The organism is Dokdonella koreensis DS-123, from assembly GCF_001632775.1.
In the GTDB taxonomy this organism is placed as follows: Bacteria; Pseudomonadota; Gammaproteobacteria; order Xanthomonadales; family Rhodanobacteraceae; genus Dokdonella; species Dokdonella koreensis.
In genome coordinates, this window is sequence record NZ_CP015249.1 from 450667 (window position 1) to 465403 (window position 14737).

Genomic DNA, 14737 nt, shown 5'->3' on the forward strand with positions numbered 1-14737 from the left:
GACATTCCGCGCATGGATCGGCCGCGCGCGGCCCGGCCCGGCCGTCGGGCAGCGGATGTGTGGGGTGAAGAAGCCGCGTGCCTTGACGGTCTGGGTGATCCTGGCCGCATTGTCGGCACCGCCGGCGGCCTGGGCCTTGGCCAAGCCGGTGCGGCTGCTGGCGCCGGTGCTCAACGGCATGACCTGCGACGGTGCGGTCTGCGTCGAAGAGCCGGCGCGCCTGGCCGAGGCAGCGGCGCTCTACGAGGATGCGCTGCTGAAGATCGCCGCGCGCGGCACGCCGCTGCAGCAGCGGCCGCGCATGGCGTTCTGCTCGACCGACGCCTGCTATCGCGCGTTTGGCGGCGGCGCCGAGCGTGCGATCACCTACCCGTGGCTGGGCTCGCTGATCGCGTCGACGTCGTGGGCGCCGCATTTCGCACGCCACGAACTGATCCACGCCCTGCAAGCGCAGGAACTCGGGGCGATCGGCATGCTGCGCAAGCCGGCCTGGTTCCGCGAAGGCATGGCCTACGCCTGGAGCGAGCCGCCGCCCGAGGACATGCCCGTGCAGTTCGCGCCGTTGCGTGCGCAGTTCGAGGCCTGGCTCGACGGGACGGGTCAACGCAGGCTCTGGCACGAGGCCCGCAGGCTGTAGGGCCTGTCGTCAATCCCCCGGGTCGGCCGTCTCCCCGTCATCGCGGCGACAGGCGCTAGAATCAACGATCGCCGCCGATGCAGCGCGCATCGGCGCGGACACCGTGGCCGCTCCGGCTGCCGATGCGGAACGAGACGGTCGCCGGACGCCGAGGATGCCGGATGCGCGTGCGGGTGCTGCGGGGCCGGGAGCGGTCGCCGTGCCGAGTAGCCGATGAGGGTGTTGCCGTTGACCGGGTCCCGCGATGCATAGGCTGATCTACCGGTTCGAGCGGTTCGAGCTGGATGCGAAATTCCGCGAACTGCGCAGCGACGGCGGCCGGGTCGCGATTCCGCCCAAGTCGTTCGACTGCCTGCTCTACCTGATCGAGCACCGCGACCGTGCGGTCGGGCGCGACGAGCTGATTTCCGCGGTCTGGGGCCGGCTGGACGTCAGTGACCACCTGCTCGGGCAGACCTTGCGCGGCGCGCGCCTGGCGCTCGGCGACACCGGTGCCGAGCGGACCACGATCGCGACCGTGCCGCGCTTCGGCTATCGCTGGCTGGCCGCGGTGGAACAGGCGACGCTGGATTTGCCGGTGCCGGCACGCGGTGCGACCGACGCTGCCGAGGCGGATGACGCTCCCGACGCACCGGTGGCGCCGGCCGCGAGCGAACCGGTACCGGCCACCGCCGAAGCGCGCATGCCGCGCCGGCGCCTGTGGCTGGGCCTTGCGGCGCTGGTGGTGTTGTCGCTGCTCGTCGCCGTGCCGTACGCCTTGCGCCAGGCTGCGCCGCCACGGCCAGCCGCCGAGCCGGTGGCGGCCGTGAACGACGGAGACGATACCTATCTGGTGCTGCCGGTCGCGATCGCCGGTGCCGACGTCGAGAACGCCTGGTTGCGGCTGGGCGGCATGGAATACGTCGCCGCGCGCCTGCGCGAGGAAGCCAGGCTGCGCGTGCTGTCCAGCAACCAGGCGATGGCGGTCGCCGGCGAGGATCGCTTGAGCGCGCTGCGCAATGCCAGCGACGTACACCGCATCCGCGCGATCACCGGGGCCTCCTATCTGCTGATGCCGCGCGCAGCGCGTTCCGCCAGTGCCTGGACCTTCGAGCTGGACGTCTACCACGAGGACGACCTGCGCACCTACAGCGGCACCGGCGCGCGTGCGCTCGATGCCGCCGCCGAGGCGAGCCGCAGCTTCCTGGCCGCGCAGGGCATCGCCGTGCCGGCGAAGGCGGACGCGCAGCCGGGATTCACCGAACTGCTGCAGCGCGTCGATGCCGCCTTCCTGAAGGGCGAGCTCGCGCAGGCGCGCGAACTGATCGACACCGCGCCGGCCGCGTACCGCGAGCGCCCGGAGCTGCGCATCCGCGAGGCGCGCATCGCCTTCCGTACCGGCCGGCTCGACCAGGCCGAACGCCTGTTCAAGGCATTGGCCGCCGACACGCCGCAGATCGCCAGCGAGATCCGTGCCCGCGCCCACATCGGGCTCGGCAATGTCGCCTTGCGCCGCGGCGACTATGCCGAGGGCGCGCGCGCGCAGTCCCATGCGATCGAGCTACTGGAGGATCACGGGCTGCGCGACCTGCTCGGCACTGCCTACATGGAGCGCGGCATGCTCACCGGCAGCCTCGGGACGTACGAGGCGGCGATGAGCGACTTCGGCCGGGCACGCATCGAGATGGAGCGCAACGGCGACACCCTCGCCCTCGGCGCGCTCGACTTCAACGTCGGCCTGGTCGAGGCCTACCGCGGCCGCCACGCCGCCGCGCTGGCGGCGATGGATCGCGCGATCGCGGTCAGCCAGCGCTACGGCGTCGCCGACATGCTGGCGACCGGCCTGCACGGCAAGACCATCGTGCAACTGGACCTGGTCGACAACGCCGCCGCACTGGCGACCACGCAGCGCTACCTGGACCTGCAGGCCCAGCTCGAGAATCCGATCCTCAAGCGCCGGCTCGCCTCGGCGCGCGTGCGTGCGCTGGCCGCCAACGCCCGGCTGGCCGAGGCGACCGCCGAACTCGACGCCTACCTCGACGCACTGCCGTCGGCACGCGACGACCCGCAGTTCGACCTGCTGCGCGCCCAGATCCGCTATCGTCGCGGCGACTTCGCCGCCATCGTGAGGGACGGCGACAGCCTGCTGGAGCGCATCCGCCGGCGTGCAGACCCGACCAGCGAGGCGAGTCTTCGCGACGCGGTGCGCCTGTGCGTCTCGGCCGCCGCGCGCGGCGGCGACACGGCGGCCGGCCGGCGCTGGCTCGACGCCCAGAGCGGCAACCGGGATGCCGGTGAAATGGACTGGCAGGACGAGTACGCCCTCGCTCTGGCCCACGCCGAGCTGGCGGCACCGGCCGCGGCGGCGGACGCCGACCGCGATTTCGCGCGCGCGCTGGCCCTGGCCGACCAGCACGGGAACAGCGACCTGATCGTGGAATCGGGACTGGCGCAGATCCGCCACCTGCTGGCCGACGGCGGCGCACCCGAGCGCGCAGTCACCGTCGCCGGCCGCCTGGCCGGGTTCGTCGACCGCGACTACCGCGTCGCGCTGGCGACCGCGGCGGTGTACCGCGCCAACGGCGATCGCGCGCTTGCCGACGCCGCCGTCGCCAAGGCGGTCGCATTGGGCGGCGAGCAGGCCGCCGCGCTGCCGTACTGAGCGCGGCCGGCAGCCGCCCCGGCGTCCGGTCCGAGGCGCGTTTTCCTTGCAGGGCAAGGGTTTGCCGGGTGCCTTGCGGGCGCTTTGCGGGTGCGTTGCGCCGCCGTTGCGGTCCTCGCCGCACGCCCGACGCAGGCTGCTGATAGGCAGGACGGCGGATGCCGAGCGCATCGGCCGGTCTTCTGGCGTGTTCACCGTGCGGGAGGGAGCAGCGTGAAATCCGTTTTGAGAATCCTCGTGCTGGCGCTGCTGTGTGCAGGCGCAGCCGGCGCGCAGGCGCAACGCATCGACTCCGGCTCGACGCCGCCGGACGCCGCCTTGATCCAGGGCCCGTTGCCGGGCAGCCCGGCGGACGCGCGACCGCCGCAACCGAATCCGCCTGCGGCGCGCGGCACCGGTGCGCTGGCACGCCCGCTGAACGAAGGCTTCGAGCAGGTCGCCGTTCTCGGTGGCGGCCTCTATGCCAGCGGCTGGATCCGCCAGAACAACAGCGATGCGCCGTGGAGCATCTGGTTCCGCGGCCGCGCCGACGTGTTCAACGCCCTCGACGGGCCGGCCAGTTCCTTCGTCGTGCAGAACTGGTACGCGACGAACCTCGACCACGGCCGCATGAGCTCGTGGTTGCTGACGCCGCCGGTCAATTTCACCGCCGACAGCGTGTTCTCGTTCTATACACGCACCTCGGAAGGCGCCCTGCAGGCCGATCGCGTGCAGGTGCGCGTCTGCAACAGCGGCGACTGCAGCGACGTCGGCACTCAGCCGGACGACGTCGGCGCATTCGGCCAGCTCGTGCTCGACATCAACCCGGGCGAGCAGGTCGGCGGCTATCCGGAGAGCTGGACGCGCTACACCGTGACGGCCGCCGAGGGCCTGCCGACCTCCGGCAGCGGCCGCATCGCGTTCCGCTACTTCCTCAGCCAGGACGATGGCGTGCTGCGCGGCAACTACATCGGCATCGACCGCGTCGTGCTGGAGCAGAGCGAGAACGCGCCGAGCCCGATCGACCTGGACGTGACCGTCACGCGCGCGAATCCGGCCGACCCGGATGCCTGCGACGGCGCGGCCGAGATCGACGTCGCCGTCGGCGACCAGGTCAACCTGTGCTATCGCGTGACCAACCGCACGAATGCCCCGCTGCGCTACCACTGGCTGCGTGACGACCAGGCCGGCGTGATCTTCAACCTGCGCGAGCAGCCGCTCGCACCGGGCGCCAGCTACCAGGTCAACCGCACCGTCACCGTGAGCCAGCCGCAGACACTGTCGGCGACCTGGACTGCCCGCACCGATCCGCCCGGCTATCGCTACGATGACAGCCAGCCGGCGGCCTTCATCGACATCACCGACGGCGACGTGGTGCCGGTGGATGCGTTCGCGGCGTTCCCGGCCGACTTCGATTTCCAGCTGTACGGCGAGCGCGTCGACCGCGTCTGCGTCGCGCACTACGGCCTGATCTCCTCGGCCAAGGGGCCGTGGTGCCCCGGCTATGCCACGCACATCGTCGCTCCCGGCGCCTATCCGCAGCGCCTGCCGGAGAACGAACTGACGATCATGGGCACCTCGCTGGCGCTGTACTGGACCACGTTCGCGGCGGACGGCTACGAGATCCCGCCCGGCACGGTGTTCCAGAAGACGATCGGCGAGGCGCCGAAACGCAAGTACATCGTCGAGTACCACCAGCAGCAGGTGATGTCCGGCTCGCCGGCGCCGGAGCGTGGCCTGACCGCGCAGGTGATCCTGCACGAGACCAGCAACCGGGTCGAGTTCCAGTACGACAACGTCGTCTTCGGCGGCGTGCCGACGCTGGCCTACGGCGGCAACGCCTCGATCGGCCTGCAGCGCTACGACCAGGCGCAGCAGTACTCGTTCCGCACGCCGAGCCTGCAGCATGTCAACCGCATCCTGTGGACGCCGTCCGACCCGGCCATCCATACGCGTACGCGCACCGTGCGCATCGACGCCCGGACGCCGGTGCTGAACCTGGATGCGACGACGGTCGCAGCGGCGGCGCCGGCCGGCGGGCAGGCCACGACGGTCCTGGGCATCGCCAATACCGGCGACGGCCGGCTCGATTGGCGCGCAGGCCTGTCGGCGGCGAACCGGCACATGCCGGCGACGCCGCGCCCGCTCGCCGCGCCCGCCGCGGATGCGCCGTTCGGCGTGCGCGTGGAGCGCGACGCGTTGCCGCCGCTCGCCGTTCCGGGCGCCGGCGTGCCGCACGGCGGCGATGCGGCGCTGGCCTTGTGGGGCTTCGACATCGGCAGCGGCTACCTGGTCGTGTCCGATCCGGCGGCGCCGGGCTATGTCGGCAACGCCGCGATCAAGGCCTCCTTCGACACGCGCCTGATCACCGGCGCCGACTTCCTCGACGACGACTTCGGCACCTTGTACGCGTTCGACACCGAGCGCCAGGAGCTGCTGCGCTACGCGCCGATCGACGCCGCCAGCGGTGTCACGGCCGGCGAGCACCTGGTCGGCCGCGTCGCCGGCCTGCCGGTCGGCAGCCTCGCCAGCGGACTGAAGCAGGATCCGACCAGCGGCGCGGTGTACCTGGCCACCGCCAACGGCCAGGCCAGCCAGCTGTGGCGGATCGACCCGGTGACCGCGACGGCCTGGCCGGTCGGCGACATCAACGACGCCCCCGGCCTGATCAGCCTGGAGTTCGACAACGACGGCAACCTCTATGGCCTCGACGTCATCCTCAATGCACTGATCGCGATCGACAAGCGCAGCGGCCAGGCGCAGGCGATCGGCGCGATCGGCCTGGATACCGGTGGCCTGTTCTCGGCGCTGGCCTTCGACCCGGCCGCCGATACCCTGTACCTGGCGGCGATCGTGCAGGCCGGCGGCGCGTTTCCGGTCGGCTCGGCGCTGTTCGCGCTCGACCGGCAGACCGGTGCCGCCCGCTGGGTGGCGCCGATCGCCGGCCTGTCCAGCAACGCCCAGTTCGGTGCGCTGGCGTTCGCGCGGCGCGGCGTGGTGTGCACGCAGGCGGCCGACATCCCGTGGCTGGCACTGGGCGCGAGCAGCGGCACGATCGCCGCCGGCGCACCGGCGACGCCGCTGACGCTGACGTTCGACGCGAGCGGCCTGGTCGATGGCGTCCATCGCGCGAACCTGTGCATCCACAGCAACGATCCGCTGCATCTGCGCACGGCGCTGCCGCTGTCGTTCACCGTCGGCAGTGCCGATCGCCTCTTCGCCGACGGCTTCGACGGAGCACGGCCATGAGCCTGCGCGCATCCCGCAGGTGTCCGGCGCGGCCGGCAAGACCATCGAACCTATCGAACGCAACCCCGGGGAATCCGTCCATGAATCACGCCGCCGTGAAGGCCCTGCCGCGCCTCGCGCTGTCGCTCCTGCTGTTCGTGCTCGCTGCACCGCTGTGGGCGCAGAACGTGCGCGATGGTTTCGCGCCGAATCTCGATCTGCCGGCGCGCATCGTGTTGCAGCAGGCCGATGGCCAGCTGCTGATCGCCGGTGACTTCACCCAGATCGGCGGTGTCGCGCGCAGTTCCGTCGCGCGCCTGCGCATCGACGGCTCGCTCGATGCGAGCTTTAATCCCGTGTTCGACGGCGGCATCGAAAGCCTCGTCCTTCAGCCCGATGGCCGCCTGCTGGTCGGTGGCGGCTTCACCCAGGTCGGCGGCACCGGGCAGCCGGGGCTGGTACGGCTGGACGCCTCCGGCGCGAACGATACCTCGTTCGGCCCGATGCTCGACGCGCCCGCATCGACGCTCGCGCTGCAGCCCGACGGCAAGGTCCTGATCGGCGGCTGGTTCACCGCGGTCGGCGGCCAGCCGCGGGAGTTCTTCGCGCGCCTGAATGCCGACGGCACCTTGGACACGAGCTTCGTATCGCTGTCGTTCGACGCGCCGGTCGAGCGCATCGGGGTACAGGCGGACGGCAGGATCCTCGTCGGCGGCAATTTCTCGATGGTCGGCGGCGCCCAGCGCCTCGGCCTCGTGCGCCTCGAGGCCGACGGCACGCTCGATACCACGTTCAATCCCCCGGCGACCGGCCCTGTCGGCGGGATCATCCCGCAGGCGGACGGCACGGTCGTCGTCGCCGGCGTGTTCTTCACGCCGGCCGCCGGTCTCCTGCGCCTGAACGCGGACGGTTCGCACGACGCCAGCTTCACGGCCGGGGTCACCGGCATCGTCTCCACGGTGAGCATGCAGGCCGATGGCCGGCTGTTGATCGGCGGTGTGTTCACGGCGCCCGGTAGCACGCAGTTCAACTACGCGGCGCGCCTGAACGTCGACGGCAGCATCGACCCGACTTTCGAGCCGCGCACGAACAACGAGGTCCAGGCCCTGCTGCAACAGTACGACGGCAGGGTCGTGCTCGGCGGCGGCTTCACCACGATCCAGGGCAAGGCGCAGAAGTACCTGGCGCGCCTCAACGCCGATGGCAGCGCCGACGTCGATTTCTTCGCCGGCGGCGATCCGGTCTTTCCGGGCGTGCTCGGCGACATCCACACCGTGGCGACGCAGCCGGACGGCAAGATCCTGATCGGCGGCAACCTGGATTTCATCGGCAGCACGCCGGGCGGCCGCCATACCGCCCTGGTACGCCTCAATGCGGACGGCTCGGTCGATGCGTCCTTCCACGTCGCGGACTTCAGCGTCGCCGGCAATCCGGCCGCCGGAACCTGGGTCAAGAGCCTCGTGATCCGGCCCGACGGCAAGATCCTCGCCGGTGGCGCGTTCGAGGTCATCGACGGCCAGGTCAGGACCGGCCTGGCCCTGTTCGCGGCCGACGGCACGCTCGATCCGGACTTCTCGTTCGAGATCCTCGACAACTTCTCCACGCCCGGCATGATCTACGGCATTCGCCAGGAAGCGGCCGGCGCGCTGTTGATCGCCGGCCGCTTCTGGCAGATCGATGGCGTGCCGCGCACCGGTATCGCACGCCTGCGCGCCGACGGCAGCGTCGATCCGTCGTTCGACACCGGCGCGCTCGACAACGGCGGCCTGTACGGTGTCGCGGTGCTGCCCGACGGCCGCGTGCTCGCCAACGGCTGGCAAGGGGTCGACTACCGCAACGAGCTGCGCCTGCTCGGCACCGACGGTTCGATGGACACGACGTTCTGGCCGCTGATGAACGCGCGCATCGCCTCGTTTTCGCGACAGGACGACGGCCGCATCCTGGTCAGCGGCGAGTTCGACCAGATCAACGGAGCGCCGGCACCGTACTTCGCGCGGCTGCTGCCGGACGGTACGCGCGACACCGGTTTCGCGGCGGCGGCCGTCAACGGTGTCATGGACACCTTCGCCGAGCAGATCGACGGCTCGCTGCTGGTCGCCGGCCGCTTCAACAGCGTCAACGGCCTGCCGCGGGCCGGCATCGCGCGGCTCGACCGCGACGGCGTGCTCGATGCCGGCTACGACCCGAACATCGGCACGTTCGGCTCGCCGACGGGCGGCCGGCGCGTCGGCGGCATCGTGCAGCAGGCCGACGGCAAGGCCATCGTCTACGGCGAGTTCACCGGCGCCGGCGGCCTCGAACGCACCAATGTCGCGCGGCTGTCGAGCGCGCAGGCGGTGGTGCAGCGGCTGGACCTGGTCGACGACGGTCGCGGCATCCGCTGGTGGCGCAGTGGCGCCGGCGCGGTGCTGGCGCGGGTCGAGTTCGACTGGTCACAGGACCAGCAAGCGTGGCACCGGCTCGGCAGCGGTCAGGCCGTCGAAGGCGGCTGGGGCATCGACGGCATCGCACTGCCGCGCAATCGCAACGTGTGGGTCCGCGCGCGCGGCATCCCGAAGCACACACCGGCGTACTGGATGTCGATGGCGTCCGAATCGCTGCACGCGTCGGTGCGCCTGGCCTACCTGTCCGGCGCGGCGACGGTCCTGGTGACGCCGAGCGTCGGACCCGGCGGGCGGTTGGACCCGGATACCGTGCGAGTCGTGGAGCACGGCGCCACCCTCACGTTCACCGTGGCGCCCGACGCCGGTCACCGGCTCGACACGATCACCGGCTGCGGCGGGCAGCTCAGCGGCAGCCAGTACACCACGGCGCCGGCCAGCGCCGATTGCACGGTCGTGGCCACCTTCGTCGAGGACACGCAGGAGCACATCTTCCGCGACGGCTTCGACGGCACCGCGCCCTGACGCCCGTGCCGGACCGGTTCCGAAGAGAGATCCCCTCGATGCGCAAGGGACTTGCCGGCCTGCTGGGCGCGCTGCTGCCGATGGCGGCAGCGCACGCGGGATTCACGCCCCTCGGCCTGCCGGGCAGCCAGGTGGTCGCGCTGTCCCGCGATGGCTGCTTCGCTGCCGGCAGCCTGGTCAGCGGCCCGGCCGGCGGCTTCCGCTGGTCGGCGGCGGGCGGCGTCGAGCTGCTGCGTGAGGCCGTGACGGTGCGTGGCCTGTCGGCCAGCGGCCGCTACGTCTCCGGATCGGTGTTCGACGAGCAGGCGCGGCAGGTGGCCGGCTACTGGGATGCCGACGGCCGGTTGCACCGCCTCGGCGGCCTGGCCGACTGGGCAGCGATCGGCCAGGTCAGCGAGGCGTTCGGCATTTCCGACGAGCCGCGCGTGGTGGGCAACGCCCGCCGCCGCGCGGAAGGGCCGGCGGCCTTCGTCTGGTCACCGGCCGAAGGCCTGCGCGAGCTGCCCGTTCCGGCGCGCGGGGCGGCGACGCATGCCGTAGGGCTCGGCGACGGTGGGCGCGTCTACGGCTGGATGCAGACACCGCAGGGCGCCAGCGGTGTCCTTTGGCAGGACGGCCGCACGCAGATCCTGGCCGGCGCGGCGGGCGAGGTGCTGGGGGCCGATCATCGCGGCCAGATCCTGCTGGGACTCGCCACGCGGGGCGGCAGCGCGCATTCGGTCTACCGCTGGCGCGCGGCTGACGGCGCGCGCGTACTGGTGGAGGACGGCCTGCAGGCGCAGCCGATGCTGTTCGCCGCCAGCGACGATGGCCGCATCGCCGTGGGCGGCACCGGCACCGGCGAGCGGCGCGAGGCGGTCGTCTGGATCGAGGGGCGCTCGCTGCTGACCCTGGCGCAGGTGCTGGCCGAGCACGCGATCCCGCTGCCGGCGAACTGGAAGCCGTCGGTACTGACCGCGGTCAGCGGCGACGGCCGGCGCCTGGCCGGCTGGGGCAGCTTCGACGGCCGGCTCGACTCGTTCGTCGTGGACCTGGATGCCGGCGCGGCCCTGCAGGACTGCGCCTCGCGCCCGTAGCCGGCCGGGCGGCCGGTGTCAGCCTTCGTAGCCGGCCAGGAACGCCAGCAGCCGATCCTCGTCCCAGACCTCGACGCCGAGCTCGGTCGCCTTGTCGAGCTTGGAGCCGGCCTCGCTGCCGGCGACGACGAAGGCGGTCTTCTTCGACACGCTGCCGGCAACCTTGGCGCCGAGCGCTTCCAGGCGTGTGCGCGCCTGGTCGCGCGTCAGTGACGCCAGCGTGCCGGTGAGCACGACGGTCTGGCCGTCGAGCGGGGCCGCCGATGCGTCCTCGGCGCCAGCGGCATCGAGGGCGGCGAGCAGGTGCGCACGGGCGGCGAAGCTGTCGCGCAGCAGTGCGGCGTGGGCCGGGTCGGTCCGCCAGGCGACGAACGCGGCGGCGGTCTCGGCCGGCAGGCCGGCCGTGACCAGCTGGTGCTCGGGCGCGGCCAGGATCGCGGCGGCGCCGTCGAACGCGGCGGCGAGCTGGCCGGCGCGCTTGTCGGTGAGCTTCGGGATCGCCAGGGCGGCGAGCACGGCGGCGGCATCGAGCGCCTTGCGCAGCTTCGGCGAAGGCGGATGCTCGTCGCCGATCGCGACGCCGCGCGCGAGCAGGTCGTCGATGACCTGCTGGTTGCCGGCCTGCTCGAAGAAGTGGCCGATCGCGCGCGCCACTTCGCCGCCGATGTCCGGCACGCGCGTCAGCAGCGGCCAGGGCAGGTGGCGGATCGCCTCCAGGCGGCCGAACCAGGTCGCCAGCGCCTTGGCGGTGCTCTCGCCGACGTGCTCGATGCCGAGCGCGTAGAGGAAGCGCTCGAGCGTGGTGGCGCGGCTGCGCTCGATCGCCTCGACCAGGTTCTCGGCCCATTTGGTGGCGATCTTGCCGGCCTTGACCGTCTCGGGCGTGGTGCCGTCGCGCGCGTCGGCCTGCCGCCTCATCTCGATCAGGTCGTCCAGCGTCAGCCGGTAGAGGTCGGCGACCGAACCGACGAAGCCGAGCGTGGTGAGGTCGTCGATCAGCCGCTCGCCGAGGCCCTCGATGTCCATCGCGCGGCGCGCGGCGAAGTGGAACACCGCCTCCTTGCGCTGGGCCGGGCAGACCAGCTCGCCGGAGCAGCGCCAGACCACCTCGCCTTCCTCGCGCACGATTTCCGATCCGCAGACCGGGCAGCGGGTCGGCATCGCCCACGGCACGGTGCCGGGCGGCCGCGCATCGGGGACGACGCGCACGACCTCGGGAATCACGTCGCCGGCGCGGCGCACGATCACGGTGTCGCCGATGCGCACGTCCAGCCGTGCGACCTGGTCGGCGTTGTGCAGCGTCGCGTTGGTCACGGTCACGCCGCCGACCTGCACCGGCTCGAGCTTGGCGGCCGGCGTGGCCGCGCCGGTGCGGCCGATGTTGATGTCGATCGAGACGACGCGGGTGGCCTGCTCCTGCGCCGGGAACTTGTGCGCGATCGCCCAGCGCGGCGTGCGGCCGACGAAGCCGAGCTCGCGCTGGCCGGCGAGGTCGTCGAGCTTGTAGACGACGCCGTCGATGTCGAACGGCAGCGTGTCGCGCCTGGCGCCGATGCGCCGGTAGTAGGTCAGGCAGCCCTCGGCGCCGCGCGCGGTCTCGACCAGGGTGCTGACCGGCAGGCCCCAGTCGCGCAGGCGCGCCAGCACGGCCGAATGGGTCTCGGGCAGGTCGCCGCCTTCGACGACGCCGAGCGCATAGGCGTAGAACGCCAGCGGCCGCGCCGCGGTGATGCGCGGGTCGAGCTGGCGCAGCGAGCCGGCCGCGCCGTTGCGCGGGTTGGCCAGCACCTTGCCGCCGTCGCGCCGCGCGCGCTCGTTGTAGGCCTCGAACGCGGCGCGCGGCATGTAGACCTCGCCGCGCACTTCCAGCACGCGCGGCCAGCCGTGGCCGCGCAGCCGCAGCGGCACCGCCTTGACCATGCGCAGGTTGGCGGTGACGTCCTCGCCGGTCTCGCCGTCGCCGCGCGTGGCGCCGCGCACGAAGCGGCCGTCCTCGTAGCGCAGGCTGATCGCCAGGCCGTCGAATTTCGGTTCGACCGAGAACAGCGGGTCGGCCACGTCGGTGCGCTCGACGATGCGTCGCACGAAGTCGTGGATCTCCTCGTCGCTGAACGCGTTGGCCAGCGACAGCATGCGGATCTCGTGGCGCACCTCGGCGAACGTGCGCGACGGTGTGGCACCGACGCGGCGGGTCGGCGAGTCGTCGGTCGCCAGTTCCGGGTGCTCGGCTTCCAGCGCTTCCAGCTCGCGCATCAGGCGGTCGTACTCGGCGTCCGGGATGTCCGGATCGTCGAGGACGTGGTAGCGGTGATTGGCGTCTTCGATGCGTTCGCGCAGTTCGGCGGCGCGGCGGGCGGGAGAGGGGGCTTTACCGGTCATGGCGCGGAGTTTAAGGCGTGCGCTCGGATGGGCGGAGTCCTTGAAGGGTCCAAGGGTTCGAGGCAGGTGAACGAGCCGCTGATCGAGCCCTGCGTAGGCAGGGTCGACGATCGCTCGGCCGAGGCCTTTGCGTGAACGATGGGCCCCGTGAACTGAACGGTCGGTGCGTATCGGGCCAGTCCGGGTTGATGCCGCGAGCATTCGTCGATAGAACGGCGTACCGGTACGGTGCCGGCTGGCCGGAGGACGTCACCAATGAAGCGTCATGTTGTCTTCTTCATGGGCTTGATCGGCAGCACCGTCGTGGCTGCCGCGACGCTGGATTCGAGCAAGCCGGGGTCGCGGCCGTTCGACGACGGCGATACCTTGTTGTGGGGCCTGCACGATGGCGCGCGCTGCACCGGTCTGTGCATTCGCACCGAGCGCCAGGGCAATGTGATCGTGACCCATGTCCACGGGGCCGACGGTGAGTTGGTCAAGACCGATACCCATGCCCTGATCAAAGGCAGGGGACAGCCGATCCCGCTGTCCACCTTCGTGTCAGCGACCGGGACGCCGGGAGATGGTTCGGCGTCGCCGCCCTCGGCCGGAGCGTCGGGTAGCGTGTCGCAGTCGCAGCCGTACACGAGCGGTAAGACGCACTGGATGCAGACGACGACGTTCCACTACGTCAAAGGCGCGTTGCGAGACGTCAAGGTCGAGTACGTCCAATACACCGTGCCGTGATGCGGCGGGCCAATTGCAGGGCGTCGCGAGCCCCGGGGCCGATCGATCCCGCCCTTTGCGCGTACGGCTGGGGCACCGCCACGCGGCCGCGACCGCCGGTGTCCACGGGTGCCGGGGCGCTCAGCGGCGCCATGCCTCGAACAGTGCCTGGCCGTGCAGCGGCTGGTACAACGGGTCGTCCAGCTCCTGCCGCGCCCAGACCGGGTTGACCGACAGGAAGACACCGAGGTAGTCGAGCGTACGCTCGCGGTCGCCCATCGTCATCGCCAGCCTGCCCGCGCGGCGCCAGATGCGGTCCCAGCCGTAGCTGCGGCGCAAGGCCTCGGCGATCGCGGTGCGGGCTTCGGCGGGCTTGTCCTGCCGCGCCAGCCGCTCGGCACGGATGATCGCCTGCAGCGCATAGTGCTGCTCCAGCAGGCGGCGCAGGTCCACGATCGGCTCGGCCGCGCCATCCACGCACAGGTCGATGTCCTGCCAGGCGCCGTCGGGCGTGCGCACGAGCAGGGCGGCGGAGCGCTTGCCGATGGTCTGGCCGCCGGCGGCCTGGCCGGCTTCGAGGCTGGCCATCAGGCGCTCGGCCAGGGTGCCGCGGCCGGCGAGGAAGGCCTGCTTCATCGCGATCGCCACCGCCTCGCCGGCCAGGCCGTTGCCCTGGACCGCATAGCCGTCGCCGTGCAGGGCGCCGGCCCAGGCCGATGTGCGCGCCTGAGCACCGGTATAGGTCGCCGAGCGGCCCTGGGCGTCGACGATGCCGACCTGGCGCTCGGCGATCGTGGTGCCGTCGAAACCACCGTCGCCGTCGAGCAGGGCCTGCAGCGTCGCCTCGGGCGAGCGGCCGGCCGCCAGCAGCGCCAGGCCCTTGGGCCCGTAGCCGGGGTTGGTCTCGAACTGCGAAACGAGGGCGCCGACGCCGGCCTGGGCATACGGCACGCTGGCGCCGACGGCCCGGTTGTTGGTGGCGACGGCGACACCGCAGCGGCCGTCGCGGTCGCAGGCGACGATCGAGAACGTGGCCTGCGCCGACGACGCGAGGGCGAGCAGGGCCAGGCCGGCCAGTCGCAGGGTGCGGGCGCGCGGCAGGCGGGGCGGGTGGTGCGGGCTCATCGGTGTCCGGGGGCGGTCGAGGGAGCGGCTTGGATGCGTGTCGCGGCCGCGGGGTTGCGTC

The 14737-nt window shown here is 72.0% G+C and carries 8 protein-coding genes; 6 read left to right on the forward strand and 2 right to left on the reverse strand.

Annotation, left to right across the window (positions count from 1 at the left end; genetic code table 11):
• The first annotated feature begins 64 nt into the window (after window positions 1-64).
• The 5 genes from I596_RS01750 to I596_RS01770 all read left to right on the forward strand — a co-directional run bounded on the left by I596_RS01750 (window position 65) and on the right by I596_RS01770 (window position 10467).
• Window positions 65-637: a hypothetical protein gene (locus tag I596_RS01750; RefSeq protein WP_067643294.1), complete on the forward strand. Its 573-nt coding sequence runs from the start codon at window positions 65-67 to the stop codon at window positions 635-637.
• Window positions 638-881: 244 nt separating this feature from the next.
• On the forward strand, window positions 882-3278 hold the full coding sequence (locus tag I596_RS01755; RefSeq protein WP_067643297.1) for a winged helix-turn-helix domain-containing protein: 2397 nt from the start codon (window positions 882-884) through the stop codon (window positions 3276-3278).
• Between the two features lie 213 nt (window positions 3279-3491).
• On the forward strand, window positions 3492-6506 hold the full coding sequence (locus tag I596_RS01760) for a choice-of-anchor J domain-containing protein (RefSeq protein ID WP_150131967.1): 3015 nt from the start codon (window positions 3492-3494) through the stop codon (window positions 6504-6506).
• Window positions 6507-6586: 80 nt separating this feature from the next.
• Complete coding sequence (locus tag I596_RS01765; RefSeq protein ID WP_067643302.1) at window positions 6587-9391, forward strand: delta-60 repeat domain-containing protein; 2805 nt, start codon at window positions 6587-6589, stop codon at window positions 9389-9391.
• A 38-nt stretch (window positions 9392-9429) separates the two neighbouring features.
• Window positions 9430-10467 carry a hypothetical protein gene (locus I596_RS01770; protein WP_067643305.1) on the forward strand — a complete coding sequence of 346 codons (1038 nt, stop codon included), beginning with the start codon at window positions 9430-9432 and terminating at the stop codon, window positions 10465-10467.
• A gap of 18 nt (window positions 10468-10485) precedes the next feature.
• On the opposite strand, the gene ligA is transcribed toward I596_RS01770, so the two are convergent.
• Entirely contained in the window at window positions 10486-12846 is a 2361-nt protein-coding gene (ligA, locus tag I596_RS01775) for an NAD-dependent DNA ligase LigA (RefSeq protein WP_067643308.1), read from the reverse strand.
• A gap of 255 nt (window positions 12847-13101) precedes the next feature.
• On the opposite strand from ligA, the gene I596_RS01780 reads away from it, so the two are divergent.
• Window positions 13102-13572, forward strand: a complete 471-nt coding sequence (locus I596_RS01780; protein ID WP_067643311.1) for a hypothetical protein — start codon at window positions 13102-13104, stop codon at window positions 13570-13572.
• 120 nt (window positions 13573-13692) lie between these two features.
• Here I596_RS01780 and I596_RS01785 read toward each other — a convergent pair whose 3' ends face one another.
• The gene (locus I596_RS01785; protein ID WP_067643313.1) at window positions 13693-14676 is read right to left on the reverse strand and encodes a DUF1028 domain-containing protein; all 984 of its coding nucleotides are present in this window, start codon (window positions 14674-14676) and stop codon (window positions 13693-13695) included.
• Between the last annotated feature and the right edge of the window lie 61 nt (window positions 14677-14737).

Excerpts from the sequence above, each read along its gene's own strand:
- I596_RS01755 (WP_067643297.1), top strand. The coding sequence starts at position 882 with ATGCATAGGCTGATCTACCGGTTCGAGCGGTTCGAGCTGGATGCGAAA.
- I596_RS01765 (WP_067643302.1), top strand. The coding sequence starts at position 6,587 with ATGAATCACGCCGCCGTGAAGGCCCTGCCGCGCCTCGCGCTGTCGCTC.
- I596_RS01770 (WP_067643305.1), top strand. The coding sequence starts at position 9,430 with ATGCGCAAGGGACTTGCCGGCCTGCTGGGCGCGCTGCTGCCGATGGCG.
- ligA (WP_067643308.1), bottom strand. The coding sequence starts at position 12,846 with ATGACCGGTAAAGCCCCCTCTCCCGCCCGCCGCGCCGCCGAACTGCGC.
- I596_RS01780 (WP_067643311.1), top strand. The coding sequence starts at position 13,102 with ATGAAGCGTCATGTTGTCTTCTTCATGGGCTTGATCGGCAGCACCGTC.
- I596_RS01785 (WP_067643313.1), bottom strand. The coding sequence starts at position 14,676 with ATGAGCCCGCACCACCCGCCCCGCCTGCCGCGCGCCCGCACCCTGCGA.